This window comes from Candidatus Salinivivens marinus, from assembly GCF_965655845.1.
GTDB classification, from domain to species: Bacteria; Pseudomonadota; Alphaproteobacteria; order Rhodobacterales; family Rhodobacteraceae; genus Salinivivens; species Salinivivens marinus.
Genome location: NZ_CBFHHX010000001.1, coordinates 319,524 through 337,885 on the forward strand (window position 1 = coordinate 319,524; position 18,362 = coordinate 337,885).

The 18,362-nt window shown below is 41.9% G+C and carries 15 protein-coding genes; 7 read left to right on the plus strand and 8 right to left on the minus strand.

Annotated elements, in window-relative coordinates; genetic code table 11:
* Positions 1–22: 22 nt before the first annotated feature.
* From ACTF5Q_RS01570 to bchF, 4 genes are read right to left on the minus strand one after another with little or no spacing between them, the layout of a single operon-like run.
* A complete protein-coding gene (locus ACTF5Q_RS01570; RefSeq protein WP_438952959.1) occupies positions 23–3,550 on the minus strand; it encodes a cobaltochelatase subunit CobN in 3,528 nt (1,175 codons plus the stop codon).
* Complete coding sequence (gene bchB / locus ACTF5Q_RS01575) at positions 3,540–5,072, minus strand: ferredoxin:protochlorophyllide reductase (ATP-dependent) subunit B (RefSeq protein ID WP_438952960.1); 1,533 nt, start codon at positions 5,070–5,072, stop codon at positions 3,540–3,542. Before bchB ends, ACTF5Q_RS01570 begins: the two co-directional genes overlap by 11 nt.
* Complete coding sequence (locus ACTF5Q_RS01580) at positions 5,073–6,344, minus strand: ferredoxin:protochlorophyllide reductase (ATP-dependent) subunit N (RefSeq protein WP_438952961.1); 1,272 nt, start codon at positions 6,342–6,344, stop codon at positions 5,073–5,075.
* The gene (gene bchF / locus ACTF5Q_RS01585) at positions 6,337–6,834 is read right to left on the minus strand and encodes a 2-vinyl bacteriochlorophyllide hydratase (protein ID WP_438952962.1); all 498 of its coding nucleotides are present in this window, start codon (positions 6,832–6,834) and stop codon (positions 6,337–6,339) included. The genes ACTF5Q_RS01580 and bchF overlap by 8 nt, the downstream gene beginning before the upstream one ends.
* A 150-nt stretch (positions 6,835–6,984) precedes the next feature.
* Here bchF and ACTF5Q_RS01590 point away from each other — a divergent pair, with 150 nt between their 5' ends.
* From ACTF5Q_RS01590 to ACTF5Q_RS01620, 7 genes are all read left to right on the plus strand, one after another.
* Positions 6,985–7,926 carry a cobalamin B12-binding domain-containing protein gene (locus tag ACTF5Q_RS01590; protein ID WP_438952963.1) on the plus strand — a complete coding sequence of 314 codons (942 nt, stop codon included), beginning with the start codon at positions 6,985–6,987 and terminating at the stop codon, positions 7,924–7,926.
* Entirely contained in the window at positions 7,923–9,341 is a 1,419-nt protein-coding gene (ppsR, locus tag ACTF5Q_RS01595) for a transcriptional regulator PpsR (protein WP_438952964.1), read from the plus strand. The genes ACTF5Q_RS01590 and ppsR overlap by 4 nt, the downstream gene beginning before the upstream one ends.
* Before the next feature lie 93 nt (positions 9,342–9,434).
* On the plus strand, positions 9,435–10,340 hold the full coding sequence (gene chlG, locus ACTF5Q_RS01600) for a chlorophyll synthase ChlG (RefSeq protein WP_438952965.1): 906 nt from the start codon (positions 9,435–9,437) through the stop codon (positions 10,338–10,340).
* A gap of 1 nt (position 10,341) precedes the next feature.
* Complete coding sequence (locus ACTF5Q_RS01605; RefSeq protein WP_438952966.1) at positions 10,342–11,631, plus strand: BCD family MFS transporter; 1,290 nt, start codon at positions 10,342–10,344, stop codon at positions 11,629–11,631.
* Position 11,632: 1 nt separating this feature from the next.
* A complete protein-coding gene (locus ACTF5Q_RS01610) occupies positions 11,633–12,811 on the plus strand; it encodes a geranylgeranyl diphosphate reductase (protein WP_438952967.1) in 1,179 nt (392 codons plus the stop codon).
* Positions 12,808–13,335 carry an isopentenyl-diphosphate Delta-isomerase gene (gene idi / locus ACTF5Q_RS01615; protein WP_438952968.1) on the plus strand — a complete coding sequence of 176 codons (528 nt, stop codon included), beginning with the start codon at positions 12,808–12,810 and terminating at the stop codon, positions 13,333–13,335. The genes ACTF5Q_RS01610 and idi overlap by 4 nt, the downstream gene beginning before the upstream one ends.
* 61 nt (positions 13,336–13,396) lie before the next feature.
* The gene (locus tag ACTF5Q_RS01620; protein WP_438952969.1) at positions 13,397–14,104 is read left to right on the plus strand and encodes a hypothetical protein; all 708 of its coding nucleotides are present in this window, start codon (positions 13,397–13,399) and stop codon (positions 14,102–14,104) included.
* A 36-nt stretch (positions 14,105–14,140) separates the two neighbouring features.
* Here the strand turns inward: ACTF5Q_RS01620 and ACTF5Q_RS01625 are convergent, their stop codons facing one another.
* The 4 genes from ACTF5Q_RS01625 to iolB all read right to left on the minus strand — a co-directional run bounded on the left by ACTF5Q_RS01625 (position 14,141) and on the right by iolB (position 18,350).
* On the minus strand, positions 14,141–15,124 hold the full coding sequence (locus tag ACTF5Q_RS01625) for a 2-dehydropantoate 2-reductase (RefSeq protein ID WP_438952970.1): 984 nt from the start codon (positions 15,122–15,124) through the stop codon (positions 14,141–14,143).
* 14 nt (positions 15,125–15,138) lie between these two features.
* Positions 15,139–16,662, minus strand: coding sequence for an acyl--CoA ligase (locus ACTF5Q_RS01630; protein WP_438952971.1), 1,524 nt, complete (start codon positions 16,660–16,662; stop codon positions 15,139–15,141).
* Positions 16,663–16,788: 126 nt separating this feature from the next.
* A complete protein-coding gene (locus ACTF5Q_RS01635; RefSeq protein ID WP_438952972.1) occupies positions 16,789–17,544 on the minus strand; it encodes an SDR family NAD(P)-dependent oxidoreductase in 756 nt (251 codons plus the stop codon).
* Entirely contained in the window at positions 17,544–18,350 is an 807-nt protein-coding gene (iolB, locus tag ACTF5Q_RS01640; RefSeq protein ID WP_438952973.1) for a 5-deoxy-glucuronate isomerase, read from the minus strand. Before iolB ends, ACTF5Q_RS01635 begins: the two co-directional genes overlap by 1 nt.
* Positions 18,351–18,362: the final 12 nt, after the last annotated feature.

Consider the following 18,362-nt stretch of genomic DNA (forward strand, 5'->3'; position numbering starts at 1 on the left):
TTCATTTTATACTTCGTTTCAGTCATTGTGCAGCAATGCCTTCCATTCTATCTTCGAGCGACTCCGCCGCATTTTGTAATGCTTCGATTGTTTCGGCATCTGGGCTCCAGTAGGAGCGCTCGTTTGCCTCCAAAAGTCTATTTGCCATTCTAGAACTTGCAGTAGGATTTAAGTCTGCAAGACGATTACGCATCTCTTCATCAAGAACAAAAGTTTCACTTATTCTTTGATACACCCATGGCTCCACTTTACCCGTGGTGGCCGACCACCCCATTGTATTCGTTACGTGCGCCTCAAGTTGACGCACACCCTCCGCACCATGTTCAAGTAAAGCTTCATAAAATTTTGGATTAAGGGAACGCGAGCGAGTTTCAAGCGCTACTTGATCAGATAATGTGCGGATTTTACCTGATCCCTTGGTATGATCTGAAATATAGACTTCAATCTGTTCGCCACCGCGCGCCCTCTTTACCGCTCTAGAAATACCCCCAAGAGTATCAAAATAATGATCCACGCTAGTGATACCTAATTCGACGCTTTCTAGGTTCTGATAAGCAATTTCGACGTTAGATAGCGCTGATTGAAGCAATTTTTGATTTTTTTGTGGCTTGCCCGACATCCCATAAGCAAAACCTTTTCTCGCTTCATATGCGTCAGCCAATTCATCTTCGTCATCAAACGATGAACTATCTACTAACTGGTTTACGTTCGATCCGTAAGCGCCCTCCGCATTCGAAAAAACTCGCAACGCAGCTGTTTCCAAATCTACACCGGTATTTTTCACATACTCCAGTGCATTTGCCCTTATATAGTTAACACTTGGATCTTCATTAGCAGATGCCGCTTTAAAGGCGGCTTCAGCCAACATCCGTGTTTGCAACGGGAGTAAATCACGAAAAATCCCAGATAAGGTCATAACAACATCAATTCGCGGCCGACCTAACTCGGACAATTCAATTAAATCAGCGCCGCACAACCTTCCAAAACTATCAAAACGTGGTTTTGCACCTATAAGAGCAAGAGCCTGAGCAATTTGGGTTCCATCCGATTTAATATTGTCTGATCCCCATAAAACCAGGGCTAAACTTTTAGGGATGCCGTCATATTTGTCGAGAAGCATTTGGGCCTGCTCAAATCCTTGCTTACAGGCAAATGTTGTTGGCATCCGAAACGGATCAAAAGCATGGATGTTTCTGCCCGTTGGAACAATTTCGGCAGATCTTACAAGGTCACCACCTGGCACAGGTGCTATATAATTAGCACCCAAAGCATTTAGAATGGCAGGAATTTCACTATTTAGCCTTAAATTTTCAACTAAGCGTTCTTTACTGTCGGATGATGTACATCCGGAAGCATTTAGATAGTTTTCAACTTGATCATCACTCAACGGCTTACCTACTACGTGCAAACCTTCAGGTATTAATGCATCCTCAGTTTCTAAAAGTTTAACCCACAATTCCTCAATATTTTGATCTTTAAGATCTACAGCCTCGGCTTGCTCAGCAATTAAAAGCTCAAGCTCTTTGCGAAGCGGGTTTTCACTGTCCATCTCACGCCAACGAACCAAACTTTCTTTTAATTCTAGAAGACCCTTGTATAACCCACCACAGGTCAACGGCGGTGTTAAATGACTAATTATTGTTGCATTACTCCGCCGTTTGGCCAGACTTGCCTCAGACGGATTGTTACACGCATACAAATAGATATTGGGTAAATTACCAATTAATCTATCTGGCCAGTCTTTCCCGCTCAAGCCAGTTTGTTTTCCAGGCATGAACTCTAGGGCGCCATGCATACCAAAATGCAAGACAGCATTAGCGTCAAAATTTAGTTTTAACCACTGATAAAAAGCTGAAAAAGCATGCGTCGGAGCAAAGCCTTTTTCAAACAAAAGTCGCATGGGATCTCCCTCATAACCGAAGGTAGGCTGAACACCAACAAATACGTTCCCAAATGTCTTACCTAGTATAAAGACAGATTTTCCATCAGATTGTATCCTTCCAGGAGCAGGACCCCATTGCTCCTCTACTTCAGAAAGCCAAGGCGTATTTTTTACTATCCAATCTGCACTAACCTGGCCTTCTACATTTGCTTCTTGACCATATACTTTGGCATTTCCTCCTATTACCTCAGCCCTTAGCTCAGCACATGATTTTGGCAGTTCTATTTCATAACCAGCATCCTTCATTGCCGTCAAAGTATTAAAAAGAGATTGAAAAACTTCTAAATAGGCAGCTGTACCAACAGCTCCGGCATTAGGTGGGAAGCCGAATAGAATAATAGCAATTTTCCTCCTCGAAACCTCCAAGCGCCTTAATTCTGCAATTTTTACTGCGCGGGAAATTAATGCATTGACCCTTTCATTATATGGCAACATTGCCTTCGTCGTATCAGCATCTCCCTGCCTGCCAGCGTACACAGTCGGCACGGTTGCTCCATCAAGTTCTGGAAGAGCAACAAGCATAGTTGTTTCTATTGGCCCCAACCCAGTTGACGAAACTTCCCATTGAGGCAAGGTTTGGAACTCAAGGGGATGCGCCGAGATATACGGGACATTCAAGTTTGAGAGAGTTTTTACTGCGGCATTTGTATCATTATATGCTGGACCTCCAACGAGCGAGAAACCAGTAAGGGAAACCAGAACATCAATTAACGGCCCGTCTGCGCCAATAAAATATTTCTCTATGGCTGGCCTGCCATCCAAGCCACCAGCAAAAGCTGGTATAATTTTGACGTTTAAAGCCTCAAAACCTTCTATAACCTTATCATAATGTGCAGTATCTCCGCTTAAAACATAAGAACGCATCAATAATAAACCAATTGTTGCAATTGGCTTTTTGACTTCTGGAATATCAGTCAGATCTTCTGAAATACGACCCTTCAAATTTGGATGGTATACACCAACATTGGGATATTCTCGTGGCGGCTCAGCTTTCACACCCCGCCAACTATCAATATGTGAATATCGCGAAATTAAGAATCTGAGCATTTCCTCGATGTTTTCGTCTGTACCTCCTAACCAGTACTGCATTACCAAAAACCAAGCGCGTAAATCTTGGGCTTTACCGGGTATAAACTTTAAAATTTTTGGCAACCGGCGTAACATACGCATTTTTTTCTCACCGGTTTCAGAAGATGGTTTCGAAGAACCTCTTAATTTTTTTAATAGTGCTACCGCACCGCTTTCTGGGGCCTGCATATCCAATGAGCCCATTCGAGTCAGTTTTACTAAATCAGCGTCACAAACTACACCAATCATCGCATCACACTTTTCTCTTCTAGCCTTTAACAAGGGTAAAATTGGCTTGATATGGTCTTCCAGAAAAAGAAGATTTACAACTATTATATCTGATTTATCAATTGCGGCTTTGGTTTGAGCCAGGGCACTGGGATTTTCGCCCCATTCAGCGGCTGCAAAAATTGAAACTTCTAAGCCATCAAATTCTTCCAACAGATTAGACCAAGCGCGCTTACAGGGCATTGCATTATGCGAATCCAATGTAATTATTGAAATACGGTATGATATTTTATCGAGGCGATTATCTAGCATAATGAGCCTTAGCCTCGTATAGTGTATCGATTGAAATTTCTAAAACACCTTTGTCAACGGCATATCTTTCAGTATTTCGCTTAGCTTTTCCACGAACAAAGAAGGGGATTTTCCGCAACTCTTTTTCAGCATCGCTCATCCAAATCACATGGGAGGATCCAGTTTGAGACGAAGCCTCTTCAACTATAGTTTCTTTTTCAATGGTTTTTGGCTGATGAGCAGCGTGATGGCTTGGCCCGTTTGCATCCGAAAACTCAAAGTCTTCCCTAAACATTGTTAGTAAATGCTCTTCGAGTCCCATTACTAATGGATGCACCCATGTATCAAAAATTACATTTGCACCCTCTGGCCCCATCTGAGGAGAATAGCGAGCAGGAAAATCTTGGACGTGGACTGGCGCGGAAATGACTGCACATGGAATACCCAGTCGTTTACCAATATGCCTTTCCATCTGTGTTCCAAGAATAAGCTCAGGCGCCAGCTCGGAAATTTTTGCCTCCACCTCAAGGTAATCGTCGGTAATAAGTGCTTCGAGGGCCAAAGATTTCGCGGCGGCTCTCACAGGGCGAGCCATCTCTCGATTAAAACAGCCTAAGCCAGCAACTTCAAATCCGATTTCATCCGCTGCTATCTTCGCAGCTGCAATAACATGTGAACCATCACCAAAAATGAATACTCTTTTACCAGTTAAATATGTACTATCGACTGAGGCAGAGTACCAAGGCAATCTTGATCCAACTTTATTTTGCAAATCCGTGAGGCCCGTTACCTCTTCTATTTCACTGACAAATTGAGAAAGAGCGCCAACGCCTATAGGAACAGTTTTTGTATATGGTTGATCTAAGTTCTTTTCCAGAAACCTACATGCACTTTCTCCCGTTTCTGGATACATCAAAACATTAAAATGAGCAGCCCCTAAATTTCTGATATCTCCAGGATTTGAGCCCATTGGGGCTACTACATTCACCTCAATTCCCAAATTTTGGAGAACTTTTTCAATTTCTTCGACGTCATCTCTATGCCTAAACCCAAGGGCAGTAGGTCCTATTAAGTTACAACTTATATTTTTAGTCCTGGGCTGAGGAACCGCTAATTTTTTAACAATTTGGAAAAATGTCTCGTCAGCACCAAAGTTTTCTTTTCTCTGATAGCTAGGCAATTCTAACGCAACGACTGGAATTGGTAGACCTAGCGCTTCAGCTAATCCTCCAGGATCATCTTGAATTAACTCTGCCGTACAAGAAGCCCCTACTAGCATTAGGTCTGGCTTAAATCGGTTGTAAGCATCTTCACAAGCAGACTTGAATAAAGTTGCAGTATCAGACCCCAAATCACGCGCCTGGAAAGTAGTATAAGTTACTGGTGGTCTGTGATTTCTTCTTTCAATCATTGTAAATAATAAATCGGCATAGGTGTCGCCCTGCGGTGCATGCAAAACAAGATGTACCTTTTCCATGCCTGTAGCCACTCTTATGGCTCCTACATGCGGAGGGCCTTCATATGTCCAAACAGATAGCTTCATTTAAGGGCCCACCTTGAGCAATTCTGCTCGTTTTAAGGGGCGTGCAAACAGACTAGCCAGATCGGCAGCCTGTTCATAAAAATGAATTGGACTGAATACTAGTTCTATAGCCCATTTCGTTGACAATCCTTTTGACTCCAACGGGTTTGCCAACCCTAAGCCACAAACCGTAAGGTCAGGATTATAATCGAAGACCCTATCTAACTGTTTATCAACATCCTGCCCCTCTGAAATTTGAGTTGGCGCTGGTAAGTCCTCTAAGTCTGCATGAACTAGAGATTTGTGTATAAAAGGACTGCCAACTTCTGTTAACTCCATTCCACATTCAGCAGATAAAAAACGCGCCAATGGAATTTCAAGCTGACTGTCAGGGAAAAAGAAGACTGATTTTCCCCTAAGTCCATCAGCGACCGCTGCTACCGCTTGTTCCGCTCTCAATTTTGGAGCGGCCACCACCGTATCGAACTTAGCTTTTGAAATACCAAACCTCTCTGAGATTGCCCATAGCCACTTTGTGGTGCCTTCAGCCCCAAATGGAAAATTTGCACTTATTGGTTTTGCACCTCTACGAACCATTTCTTCATAGCTGGCACCCAAGAACGGCTGCACACAAATAAATTGAGTATTTTTCCCTATAGAAACGTCATCATCAAATTTTACCTGAGGCAGCACAAAAACATTTTTCAATCCAAGCTGCTCCAAAAGACGCATCATTTGATCCTGTACAATGTCAGGAAGTGCTCCCAGAACTGCCAGTTGTGTCTTTTCGCTCGAAGGCAGCGAGCGAATCACCGCCTCCAAACAAGCGTCTTCGCCCTGGGTAAAAGTAGTCTCAATACCTGAACCCGAAAAATTAATAACATTTACATTAGGAAAATATTTTTCTGACAATTTTTCAGCCACAGTAGCCAAATCCAACTTTATCACTTCAGATGGACATGAACCCACTAGGAAAAGTCTTTTTATGTCAGGTCGCCTTGACAGTAATTGACTTACATTACGATCAAGCTCTTCGTGGACATCGGCCATCCCCGCTAAATCTGTCTCTTCAAGAATTGCTGTTGCGAACCTTGGCTCTGCAAAAATCATTACACCAGCTGCACTTTGAAGCAAGTGTGCACAAGTACGTGAACCGACTACCAAAAAAAAAGCATCCTGCATTTTTCTATGAAGCCAGACGATTGACGTTAAGCCACAAAACACCTCATGCTGACCCCGCTCTTTGAGAATAGGTGCCTGAGCACACCCAAGTTGTGGTGCATCTTTAGGCATAGCTATCCCCCAGATTTGATTGAATTTTTGCAGCTTTGAATTTCAAAAGAAATTGACCAGCATTCACGACGTAGGCAAAGTAAGCCACCAATGCTAGTATCATAAGCGATTGTTCTGTAAGGTAGTTTGCCCAAAGAAAAGCAACGTATGCCAAGTGCAAGAATATAACGAAAAAGCTTACAATATCTTCCCAGAAAAATGCTGGTGCAAGCAGATACTGACCAAAAACAACCTTTTCCCATATAGCTCCAGTGACCATTATTGTAAGTAAAAGCGCGGTCTTAACGAGCACTGAAATTGTAGCTAATCCATATCCGTCACCGGTCCACAGATACCAAATCACAAGGACTGTTGAAATTGCAAAAGCAATAAATTGAGTTGGCGCAAGTACACCCTGAATAAGGGTCCAGATGCTTTCATCACGTCGCTTTTTTTGCTCAGACGTGTAGAGTTGAGGCGGCTGCCTCGTCCCACAATTTTGTTTCTGCATGGGTGTCCCCCCAAGGCCGTTTTAAAGCAAGGATATTGCTCGGTAATACCGAATGTCAATTAAAAGTTACACTTTTTGGTTAAAGAGTGTATAAAGGTATTTACAGCTAATGTACGAACAACACGTATCTCGCGTTCGGAGCAAGCAAACATGACAAGACATTTTTTTAATCTGGCCAAGAAGTTTAGTCGGATAAATTTGACAGATCGCGCGCATTCTGTAACACTCGGCGTGGGACAATTTAGTGCGGATAACGAGAAGTTAGCCCCTCGGGAAACGCACACCGAAAGCGCTTCAATGTCGGACAGAGAAATATCGTCGACTTCAAAGAGCGATTTGAAACTGCAAATCGACGATTTGGCAAAGAGAGCTTTGTCCGGTGTTCGGCAGAAATTACAACCCAGTGAACAAAAGAAGATTACTGAAACAGCCAAATGGCTAACACGCTACTGCGTATCGGGAAATTTTGATCTTGATTTGGCTCTTGACGCATTAGATCAAAAACTAATTCCAGCTGAAATTGTTATTGATTATTGCATACCTATGGCTGCGGAAGAATTGGGTGATGACTGGGTGGATGATTTGAAAGGTTTTGGCCAAGTGACCTTAGCGACTTCACGGCTGCAAATGATTTTAAATAATGTGATTAATTATCAGAACAGCGAGTCCGAAATTGAATCTGCACATGGACTTTTGCTCATAGTTTGTAAAGATGAGCAACATACACTTGGACCGTCAATCCTTGCTGATAAGCTAAGAAGACGAGGGCATTCTGTTAAATTTCTTCACTCCGCAAATTCAAAAGAACTTATAACGCTGTGTAAAGACCATGAATTCTCAGCTGTTCTATTTTCTTGCTCCGGCCACCACTCAATCGACTACATTACCAAAAGCATCAATTTGATTAAACAAGAGGTAGCACAAAAACCCCTCATCTTTCTGGGAGGCAAAATTCTAGATCTTGAACCAGAAATTAAGGATAAAGTAGATGCAGATGGATTTTCTAACAATATCGATGTTGTTATCTCAAAAATAGAGAACTATAAGGCAAATGAACCTGCGATTTATATAAAAAATGGGGCTAGCAAATGAAGACTAGCGCAAGTACCTTTTGGGATTTTGGCTCAATACCAATGATTGAGCCAGAGTTTTTAGGAAACATCCTAGCGACATCATCAGATATTGCCGTGATGATAGATCTACAGGGCTCAATTAAATCAGTACTCGTTAATCAAAGCGAACAGTATTATGGTGATCTATCCCACTGGGAAGGGAAAAATATTACTAAATTCCTAACGATTGAGAGTGTGCCAAAATTTGAAAGGGCTTTAGAACAGCTCAATTCCGGAAAAACCATACTACACTCGATTGAGCTAAACCACCAAGATAATGCAAAATGGCAGTTTCCCGTTCGCTATAATGCCCATTTGGTAGGTCAAAATCATAATATTTTGCTGTTGGGTAGAGATCTGAGGACCATATCTGAAACGCAGCAACAACTCGTACAAGCACAAATTGCAGTTGAGAAAAGTCATGAAGAGCGTAAAGAGTACGACGCTCATTACAGGTCAATATTTTCAACTGCAAGTGAACCTATTTTTGTTCTAGACGCAAACAGCGGGAATATAAGACAAGCGAACCCAGCCGCATGTACACTGCTTGGAGAAGATACAGATACATTATTAACCCAACCGTTTGCAAGATTCGTGGCTTTAAAAGATAAAAAGGAACTTACTGACAAAATGGCAATGGCAGCCATAAATAAGACGACATTAACAATTACCGTCAGTCATAATGGCCAAAGTACTGAAGCAAGTTTATACCCTGTTATATACAGAGCATCAGGACAAAAAGTCCTTCTTGTAAGGCTGAACCTTCAATCTAGCCAATTGAGCCCTAATGATCCTCTTTCCCAAAATCTTATTGCTTTATACAAAAACGGAACAGACGGAATAGTATTTACAAACCCCAATGGGGTTATAACCTATGTGAATGAAAGTTTTTTAGAACTTATAAACACAGCTCAAGGATCAGAGATTGTAGGACGAAGTTTAGGAGATTTCCTTTCAAAAGGACAAATTGACCTCGCAGTTATGCTTGAAAATGTCCAAAGAGCTGGTCCGATGCGTATATATTCTACTGATCTAAAAAATGATTTTGGAATAAAAACAGCCGTTGAAGTTTCAATGACGAAAATAGCTAACAGCACATTGAAACAAATTTCTTTTGTTATAAGAGAAATTTCTCGCACTGAGCAACCAGTGCCAACCAGACCTGCGTTAGCTTCAAATGATAATAATCCATCTGTTGCAGAGTTAGTTGGCAGTGCATCACTAAAAGAAATAGTAGCCGAGACAACCGATGTGATTGAAAAAATCTGTATTCAGACTGCCATTGAAACCACAAATAACAACAAAGCAGCGGCAGCTGAAATGCTTGGCCTCTCAAGGCAAAGCCTTTATGTAAAACTACACAAGTACGGTTTGGTAGATACTGAAGAAAGCTAAGCCTTCAATTTTGACCCATAACAAATTGAATTGGTAACGATATTTAAGCAGGTTTTTCTTGAAACAAAATTAATTGTCAATAATATATGACACATGAGTGTCAATTATATTAAACAAAACCAATCTATTTCTAACCCGTTAGCGGTGCTTGAGCTTATAAAGCCAATTACTTGGTTTCCACCTATGTGGGCATATGCTTGTGGAGTAATATCTTCAGGTATGGGTATTCTGCCTAATTTAGCGTTAATTATTTTGGGCATTGCTTTGGCCGGACCAGTTGTCTGTGGAATGAGTCAGGCAGCAAACGATTGGTGCGATAGGCATGTAGATGCGATAAACCAACCGGACAGACCAATCCCATCAGGCCGTATTCCGGGTTTATGGGGCCTTTGGATAGCAATAACCATGAGCCTGCTAGCGTTGGTTATTGGATGGCAACTTGGTATCTGGGGATTTTGCGCCACTTTATTGGGCGTAGCTGCAGCCTGGGCTTATTCTTGCGAACCGATCAGATTAAAAAGATCCGGCTGGTGGGGTCCAGGCATTGTAGCACTTTGCTATGAAGGATTGCCTTGGTTTACCGGTGCTGCTGTCATGAGCCAAACTTTTCCAAATTTTAATATAGTAGTGATTGCTTCACTTTATGCTGTGGGAGCTCACGGCATTATGACCCTAAACGATTTCAAAGCTCTTGAAGGTGACAAACAAACGGGAATTAATTCTTTACCCGTTAAATTTGGGCCAGACAAAGCAGCTAAAATTGCCTGTTGGGTAATGACCACTCCCCAATTAATAGTTGTAATGTTGATGGCCAGTTGGGGCGCGATTGAATACGCGATTGTTGTAAGCTGCTTAGTCGCGGGTCAATTCGTAGCAATGCGTAGATTATTGAAAGACCCTCTCAAACTTGCACCGTGGTATAATGCAACCGGAGTATTAATGTTTGTGCTCGGCATGATGGTTTGTGCTTTTGGCCTGAGAAATTTTGGGGCTTTGTAAGATGACACTTTCATGGCTTTCAATTATTCGATTGGGTTTGGTGCAAATGTGCTTAGGCGCAGTAGTCGTTCTAATGACATCAACTCTCAATAGATTGATGGTAGTCGAACTTTCATTAGCAGCCACAATTCCTGGCGCTTTGGTAGCAATTCATTACTTAGTTCAAATTTCTAGACCCAGATGGGGATTTATCTCAGATGTTCAAGGAAATCGAACTAAATGGATTATTTTAGGTATGATAATACTAGCTCTTGGCGCAAACTTGGCAGCACTTTGCATTCCTCTATATTCACTTAACACCACCGCTGCTACTTTACTCTCCATCCTAGCATATATTTTAATTGGTCTGGGAGTTGGTGCCTCAGGCACCTCATTACTTGCTCTCTTAGCAACTCATACTGCACAGCGCAGACGCGCTGCCGCTGCAACAATTACTTGGCTAATGATGATTTTTGGAATTGCTCTAACCGCCACTATTGTTGGAAAGTTGCTTGACCCTTATTCAGTGCAAAGAATGATAAAAATTGTCTTTGGTCTCACAATGCTGACAATTTTACTTACAGGGGTGGTAACTTTAAATATAGAAAGAGGGCTTGAACGCGTAAAGAAGAATACCAATCAATCTCAATCATTTATTTTGGGCTTGAAAATAATTTGGTCTAATAGCCAAACAAAACGTTTCACCATCTTTGTATTTTTATCAATGACCGCATATTTCATGCAGGAACTTATACTTGAACCCTATTCAGGACTTGTGTTTTCTTTTACACCTGGTCAATCAACGTCACTTTCTGGAATGCAAAACGGCGGTGTATTTCTGGGAATGCTAGCAGTTGGAATAGCCTGTACTGGCTTTAAGTTTGGCGCTTTAAAAAATTGGGTTTGGGCAGGATGTATGGGATCTTGCATCAGCTTAATTCTTATAGCGTTAGCGGGTCAATCCCCTGAAATTTCTCCACTTGTTCCATTGGTATTTGGACTTGGATTTTTCAACGGGATGTTTGCGGTAGCTGCGATCGGCTCGATGATGTCGTTAGCTAGCCAAAACAATGATAAAAGAGAGGGTACACGGATGGGATTATGGGGAGCAGCCCAAGCTATTGCTGCTGGTTTCGGCGGCCTGCTAGGCACTGTTCTTGTTGACCTGCTGCGTCTAATAAATTTCAGTCAAGCAGATGCATATGGAGCGGTATTCATTTTCGAGGCAGCTTTATTCGCGTTGGCAGCAACCATAGCAACCAGAAGTATAACCAACGCATTTAGTGGGGCAACCCAAATGGTGGGAGAGTAATATGTTTGATGTAGTAGTTATTGGTGGAGGACCATGTGGGTCAACGGCAGCAAGCTATTTGGCCAGCCTAGGACACAGAACAGCATTATTGGACCGAGCGGGCAGAATAAAGCCCTGTGGTGGCGCTATACCTCCGCGGGCAATCATAGACTTTGAAATTCCCGATGAGCTATTAAAGGCAAAGGTTACCACAGCTAGAATGGTTTCTCCAACCAACCGTTCTGTAGATATACCAATTGAAAACGGGTATGTTGGAATGGTCGACCGAGAAGAGTTTGACGAGTTTTTGAGAGAACGCGCAGCAAAAAAAGGTGCTACAAGATTTACAGGAACATTTGAAAAAATAACTCGAGACAATTCAGGAACTACAATTCACTTTCGAAATCACGAAAATAGGACCGTTGAACAGCTTAAAACAAGATATATTATAGGAGCCGACGGAGCTCGTTCGAACGTAGCAAAAGCAGAAATTCCTGACAGTGATAAAATACCATATGTCATTGCATATCATGAAATTATAGAGGCTCCAGAGGCAACCGGAAAGTATGACCCTGAACGTTGCGATGTGATATATGACGGAATAATATCACCAGATTTTTATGGCTGGGTATTCCCCCATGGCAAAAGTGCATCTGTTGGGATGGGTACCGGGCACCATGGCTTTGACCTAAAAACGGCAACATCAGAACTACGAAGCCGAGCAGGCTTAGATAAATGTAAAACAATTAGAAAAGAGGGAGCCCCGATACCACTAAAACCATTGAAACGATGGGATAATGGAAAAGATGTGCTTGTAGCTGGAGATGCGGCAGGTGTTGTAGCGCCAAGTTCTGGAGAAGGTATTTATTATGCGATGGCTGCCGGACAGATTGCAGCAGAAACAATTGTAGAAACTTTAGTATCACGATCTCCAAAGACTTTGAAATTAGCAAGGCAACGCTTTCTTAAAGAGCATGGAACTGTTTTTAATGTCTTAGGTGCGATGCAAAATGCTTACTATAAATCGGACAATAGGCGAGAGCGGTTTGTCTCGCTTTGCCACGATGTAGATGTACAGACCCTCACATTCGAGGCGTACATGAATAAAAAACTGGTGAGCGCACGACCATTAGCGCATTTAAAAATTATGTTCAAAAACCTCGCTCATCTTACTGGAATAGTATCGAAGGAGTTCACATGAATATTATGATACCAGCGTGGGTAGATGGAACACTTCAACCGGTAGAGAAACTTGAAGCCCATAAACTTGGCTTAAGGCACAAAGCTATATCTGTTTTTTTATTTCACGATAACAAAATATTACTTCAGCGACGAGCCTTGGGCAAATATCATACCCCAGGTTTATGGGCAAACACATGTTGCACTCATCCCTATTGGAATGAAACAGATATTGACTGTGCAAACCGGCGGCTATTCGAGGAATTGCACTTAACTGGGTTGGAACTAAAAAAGAGAGGGAAAATTAAATATCGCGCTGATGTCGGTCAAGGACTTATAGAACACGAAATTGTTGAAATATTCACAGCAACCTGTTCAACCCCTCCAAAAGTTACCCCAAATCCAGAAGAAGTTATGGAAATTAAATGGTTAGACCAAATTGAACTGGCCAACAAGGTTGAAACAAACCCAGATGAATTCACTCCATGGCTTCGCATATATATGTCACAGCATTTTGAGCAAATATCTGGTACAATAACTGCGTAGTTAACAGATAAAATGAACTACAAATCTACCTATTTTTCATATCCTAATGGTGGCAATATTTGTGAATAAAATTCTCATTTTGGGCTCTGGCCCAAATGTAATTGATATATTAGAACAAGACCTCTCAGGCTATGATAAAATAGTTGTTATTAATAACGCTTGGAAGGTTATTGAAGGGTGGACAGATCACATATTCCCTCATGATTTTCCAAATCAAAACAAACCCCAGGTCTTAAAATCATCACAAAAAAAAGTTGATGAAAAACAGTTTGTAGATATTCAAAATCAGTATGGTGGTTTCGTTTACGCCGGTGGAACGATGGCATTCACCGCACTTTACTGGGCACTTGGCTACTATTCACCTAGTTCGATAGATATTTTAGGTTGCGATATGGTTTATCCTAAAACCGGTTCAACCCATTTTTATGGCACTGGTACAGCCGACCCTTTAAGGGAAGATATTTCACTTCGCTCACTTGAAGCAAAGTCAGCAAGGGTCTACTCGATTGCCCTAAGGCAGGGCTGTCAAATAACCAATTTATCAAAGGCTGATAGCAAACTAATTGCACCAAGGCGAAAATCTGTAAATTCACCTGCTCCTAAACCATTTAAAGTAAATGAAAATAAATTTAACCAGGCCAAACAAAAGGAGGCTACATTAGGTTATTTTGTAGAAGACGGTAAATACTGGGAGAAAAGTGACAGTTTTAATACTGATGAAATTGATTCACTTGATTTTCTATGGAGAGAAACAGTTTCTGTAACTTAAATTTCTTTTTCTACAGCGCAAATTAGTTCAATCACATCAACCTGGATAAAGACCTGCCGTCCTAGCTCGTAATTTAATAATTGCTAATACAGTATCTATGGTTGGCGTCGTCGTTTTTGTAATTTTACCCAACTCTTGGACTGAGCCTAATATCGCATCGATCTCTAAAGGACGAGCCAACTCCAAATCTTGTAGCATTGATGTTTTATGAGAGCCAACTGCGGCTCCTCCATTTATTCTTTGATCCACGTCAATTGGGAAATTTACCCCTAATTTTTCACCGATCGCTTTGGCTTCAAGCATCATTGCGCGAAGAACTTGTCGTGTATCCCGGTCTTCACATAAAATATTTAGGGTTGCGTGTGTTAAAGCTGAAATTGGATTAAATGATAAATTACCCCAAAGTTTAACCCAAATTTCATCACGAATTTTTTTCCTTACGGGAGCTTTTAGACCCGCAGATCTTAATGCCTCTGAGAACTGCAAAGCACGTTGGGATTTCTCTCCACCAGGTTCTCCCAGCGAAAATTTATAACCCTCAATATGCCTAATTACTCCAGGTTCAGTAACTTCTGCAGCGGGATAAACCACACACCCTAACACACGTTCTGGACCAAAAAAGTTCCATTGTTTATTATCAGGGTCCACTGAAGAAAGCCTTGTCCCCTCAAATTCACCGCCAACTTTGTAAAAATACCACCACGGAACACCATTTACCCCGCTTACAATTGTAGTATCCTCGCGGAATAATGGCGCCATACTCTCAGCAACAGATGGCACTGAATGGGCTTTCAAAGTGACAAAAACAAAATCCTGAGCACCCAATTCTGAAGGATCTTGGGCAACTTTGATTTTTATTCTTCTAGGATTTAGGCCCTCTTCTAATAAGGTTAGCCCATTTCTTTTCATTTCCGACAAATGCGGACCTCTGGCAACCATACTTACCTCAGCTCCCGCTTCAGCAAGCTTTGCGCCAACAAACCCCCCTATAGCACCAGCACCAAATATACAAATTTTCAACCTATGGTCCCCTTTTAAGTCAAACCAAGCGTCTCAGCCAATCCGATCCTCTGGAGTTTACCAGTCGCACCTTTTGGTATTTCTGAGAGAATAACAATCTTTTTTGGTACTTTGAAATCTACCATTCGATCTGAAGCAAAAGCCTTCAGGTCACTCTCCGTGACCTTTGAGCCATCTTCTAGGACTACAGCTGCTGCCACATCTTCTCCAAGTTTCTCATGAGGCACTGCAAATGTGACTACTTGTACTATGCTTGGGTGATCCATCAGAACCTCGTCTACCTCAAGGGGACTTATCTTTTCACCGCCCCGATTTATAATTTCTTTTAGCCTTCCTGTTAAACTTAGGTACCCATCTGCGTCAAAAGCACCCTGATCTCCAGTACGAAACCAGCGCTCACCCTCAAAAGTAAAAAAGCTATTCTTGTTTGCCTCCAGATTATTTTCATAACCAGGCGTCACATTCGGACCACAGATAACTACTTCACCGGTACCATCAATTAGATGATTTTCAGTTTCGTGAGCAATTCGGATTTTAGGCCCAGCTTCAAGCCCTACAGAACCTGGTTTTTGCTCAAGGGGAGGAAGCGGATTTGAAGCCATTTGGTGCGTTGCCTCTGTCATTCCATATCCCTCTATTATCGGTGCTCCAAATACCCGTTCTAATTCTTTCATCACCTGCGATGGCAGTGAGGCAGAAGAAGATCGGAGAAACCTCAATTTATTTCGATCGATTATATCTCTATTTCGCTGAGCTCTTGCTAAAATTGTCTGATGCATTGTCGGTACTGCTGTAAACCATGAAGGTGAAGCATCATCCAACCATCGGAAAAACTTTAATGCATCAAAACCGGGAGTGCACCACACCGATCCACCGGCTGCTATGGATGCAGATACAGCCGCAATCAAACCGTGTATGTGAAATAGAGGCATTATATTCATGCACAGATCTTCCTCCGTCAACCTGAGAGATCTTTTTATATTTTCTGCCGACGAAACTATATTTGAGTGAAGAATTGGTACGATTTTTGGCCGAGATGTGGTACCTGAAGTGTGCAGAATTAAAGCTACATTTGTTGGAGTAGGTACTTGCTGCGATGTGACAGGATTATTAAAATCACAGTGGAGCTCAAATTCTCCGGCAGAATGCTTTGAATTAACACTCATTCTAATTACTAAAATATTCAACTGAATTGCTGCCGCAAGCGCTGGACCGTTGTAATCTTTTAATACTACAAGAGCTTTCGCCTTTAAGTCTTTCAAATAATATAAATATTCTTCTTCCCTATAATTAGGGTTTAATGGTGCAGTCGTGCAGCTTTGCGCCATTGTTAAAAAGGCACTCGCCATCTCAGGACCGTTTGGTAGTATAATGGCCACCCTATCTTCAACTGCTATACCATAAGACCTTAGCTGCGAATTGACGTACGAGGAAAGTGTTTTGAGATTGCCAAACGTAGACCATTTACGATTTGGTGCACCGAGTATGTTCAGATCACTTTTTTGTGTATTTATCAGTTCATTAATAGTCTTATTCATTAGAGTTTACCTCAAATATTTTTAGCAGCCTCAAAATACTGACAACTCCCAGATGCCCATTTCTGCCAACTTTTTTAGGTAGCATTATGTTTAAATAAGTCAGTAATTGAAAAGCTTTTAAGTCAATTAAATGGACCCGCCTTCTACCATGAAATTTCCCGCTGTACACATTTTGGCATCTTCGCTTGAAAGGAAGGCAACCATATTTGCCACATACTCAGGCTCTATTGGTGTAGGAATACACTGCCTATCAAGTTGCTTTTGCAAGGCCTCGGGTGTCACCCATAAATCTTTTTGCCTTTTTGTCATAATCCAACCAGGGACAACAGTATTAACACGAATATTATACGCCCCTAGTTCCCTTGCCATCGTTCGTGTTAATCCATGAACCGCGGACTTAGCGGTAGCATAAGCAGGAAAACCTGCGCCACATTCCCACCACGAATTTGAACCTATGTTTACAATGGATCCACATCTTTCATCTATCATCCAAGGCGCAATCTGCTGAATGGCAAAAAACATATGTCGCAAATTAATATCCATTCGCTCATTCCAGTAATTTGCATCTATATCGCGCCAATCATGGCGATCATCCCGTGCAGCATTATTTACTAAAACCTGCGCTTTTCCTATTTTTCTTTCAAGGTTCGAAATGGCTGAAGTCAACTCATCAATATTGCGTAAATCACATTGTACAAATTGATGGGGCCCATCTAGATCGGTTATAAGCTTGTTGGCTGATGCACTATCAATGTCTAATATTCCAACAACTGCGCCCTGACGATCAAATGCGCGAACGATTGACGCACCAATACCCGATGCTCCCCCAGTGATAAAAATTATTTTATCTTTTAGACTTGGATAAATTGCAGACCCTGGCATTAACCATCCCTCTCAAGGATCCATTCAACCTCAGGAGCTGGCAAAAACCGCCACTTCCTGAGGGGACCCGCCATAACATTCAAATAATACATTTCAAAGCCATAAGGTGCTCCACAAGGGTGATGACCTTTCGGGACAAGAACAACATCGCCATCCTCTACTGGAATAGCTATGTCTAAAGATCTATCGTCAGTATACACACGCTGAAAACCAAATCCATTTTCAGGGTTCAAACGGTGATAATAAGTTTCTTCTAAATATGTAATCCTAGGAAAATCATCTTCATCGTGCCTATGACTCGGGTAAGACGACCAGTTCCCAGCAGGTGTAAAGACTTCGGTTACTAGCAAACTGTCACAAATATCTAAATCTTCCATTGCTATGTTGTTAATATACCGTGTATTAACACCCTGCCCTCTTTTGGTGAGATTAATTTTATCCGGCCCCACCAAACAAGGCTCATAATTCCTCCTACCGGGAGCGGAACATACGGCCACAGTGCATTCTGTGGATGCCTCCACTTCCCATTCGTGATCATTAGGGAGATACAGGGAATGGGGTGGGGTTTTCTCAAACACAGACATACGATCGCCAAGAACACCCCAATCGTTTTCACTGCTTTTAATATGCGCCTTGCCCTCTACGATAACAATAATCACTTCACGGTCTCCCGTGGCACCATTTGCAGATTGTCCGGCAGATAACCTGTGCAAATCGAAACCCACATATCTCCAACCGGCATTTTCTGGAGTTATATTGTGGACCAAACCGTTATTAGTCGTCGGCTTAAGATGTAAACTATCCATTTGACGAATTCC

What these genes read in the sequence shown, in the direction of transcription:
- ppsR (WP_438952964.1), top strand. Translation starts at nt 7,923, where the DNA reads ATGAAGACTAGCGCAAGTACCTTTTGGGATTTTGGCTCAATACCAATG.
- ACTF5Q_RS01605 (WP_438952966.1), top strand. Translation starts at nt 10,342, where the DNA reads ATGACACTTTCATGGCTTTCAATTATTCGATTGGGTTTGGTGCAAATG.
- bchF (WP_438952962.1), bottom strand. Translation starts at nt 6,834, where the DNA reads ATGCAGAAACAAAATTGTGGGACGAGGCAGCCGCCTCAACTCTACACG.
- ACTF5Q_RS01570 (WP_438952959.1), bottom strand. Translation starts at nt 3,550, where the DNA reads ATGCTAGATAATCGCCTCGATAAAATATCATACCGTATTTCAATAATT.
- ACTF5Q_RS01635 (WP_438952972.1), bottom strand. Translation starts at nt 17,544, where the DNA reads ATGCCAGGGTCTGCAATTTATCCAAGTCTAAAAGATAAAATAATTTTT.
- bchB (WP_438952960.1), bottom strand. Translation starts at nt 5,072, where the DNA reads ATGAAGCTATCTGTTTGGACATATGAAGGCCCTCCGCATGTAGGAGCC.
- ACTF5Q_RS01610 (WP_438952967.1), top strand. Translation starts at nt 11,633, where the DNA reads ATGTTTGATGTAGTAGTTATTGGTGGAGGACCATGTGGGTCAACGGCA.
- idi (WP_438952968.1), top strand. Translation starts at nt 12,808, where the DNA reads ATGAATATTATGATACCAGCGTGGGTAGATGGAACACTTCAACCGGTA.
- iolB (WP_438952973.1), bottom strand. Translation starts at nt 18,350, where the DNA reads ATGGATAGTTTACATCTTAAGCCGACGACTAATAACGGTTTGGTCCAC.
- ACTF5Q_RS01630 (WP_438952971.1), bottom strand. Translation starts at nt 16,662, where the DNA reads ATGAATAAGACTATTAATGAACTGATAAATACACAAAAAAGTGATCTG.
- ACTF5Q_RS01590 (WP_438952963.1), top strand. Translation starts at nt 6,985, where the DNA reads ATGACAAGACATTTTTTTAATCTGGCCAAGAAGTTTAGTCGGATAAAT.
- ACTF5Q_RS01580 (WP_438952961.1), bottom strand. Translation starts at nt 6,344, where the DNA reads ATGCCTAAAGATGCACCACAACTTGGGTGTGCTCAGGCACCTATTCTC.
- chlG (WP_438952965.1), top strand. Translation starts at nt 9,435, where the DNA reads ATGAGTGTCAATTATATTAAACAAAACCAATCTATTTCTAACCCGTTA.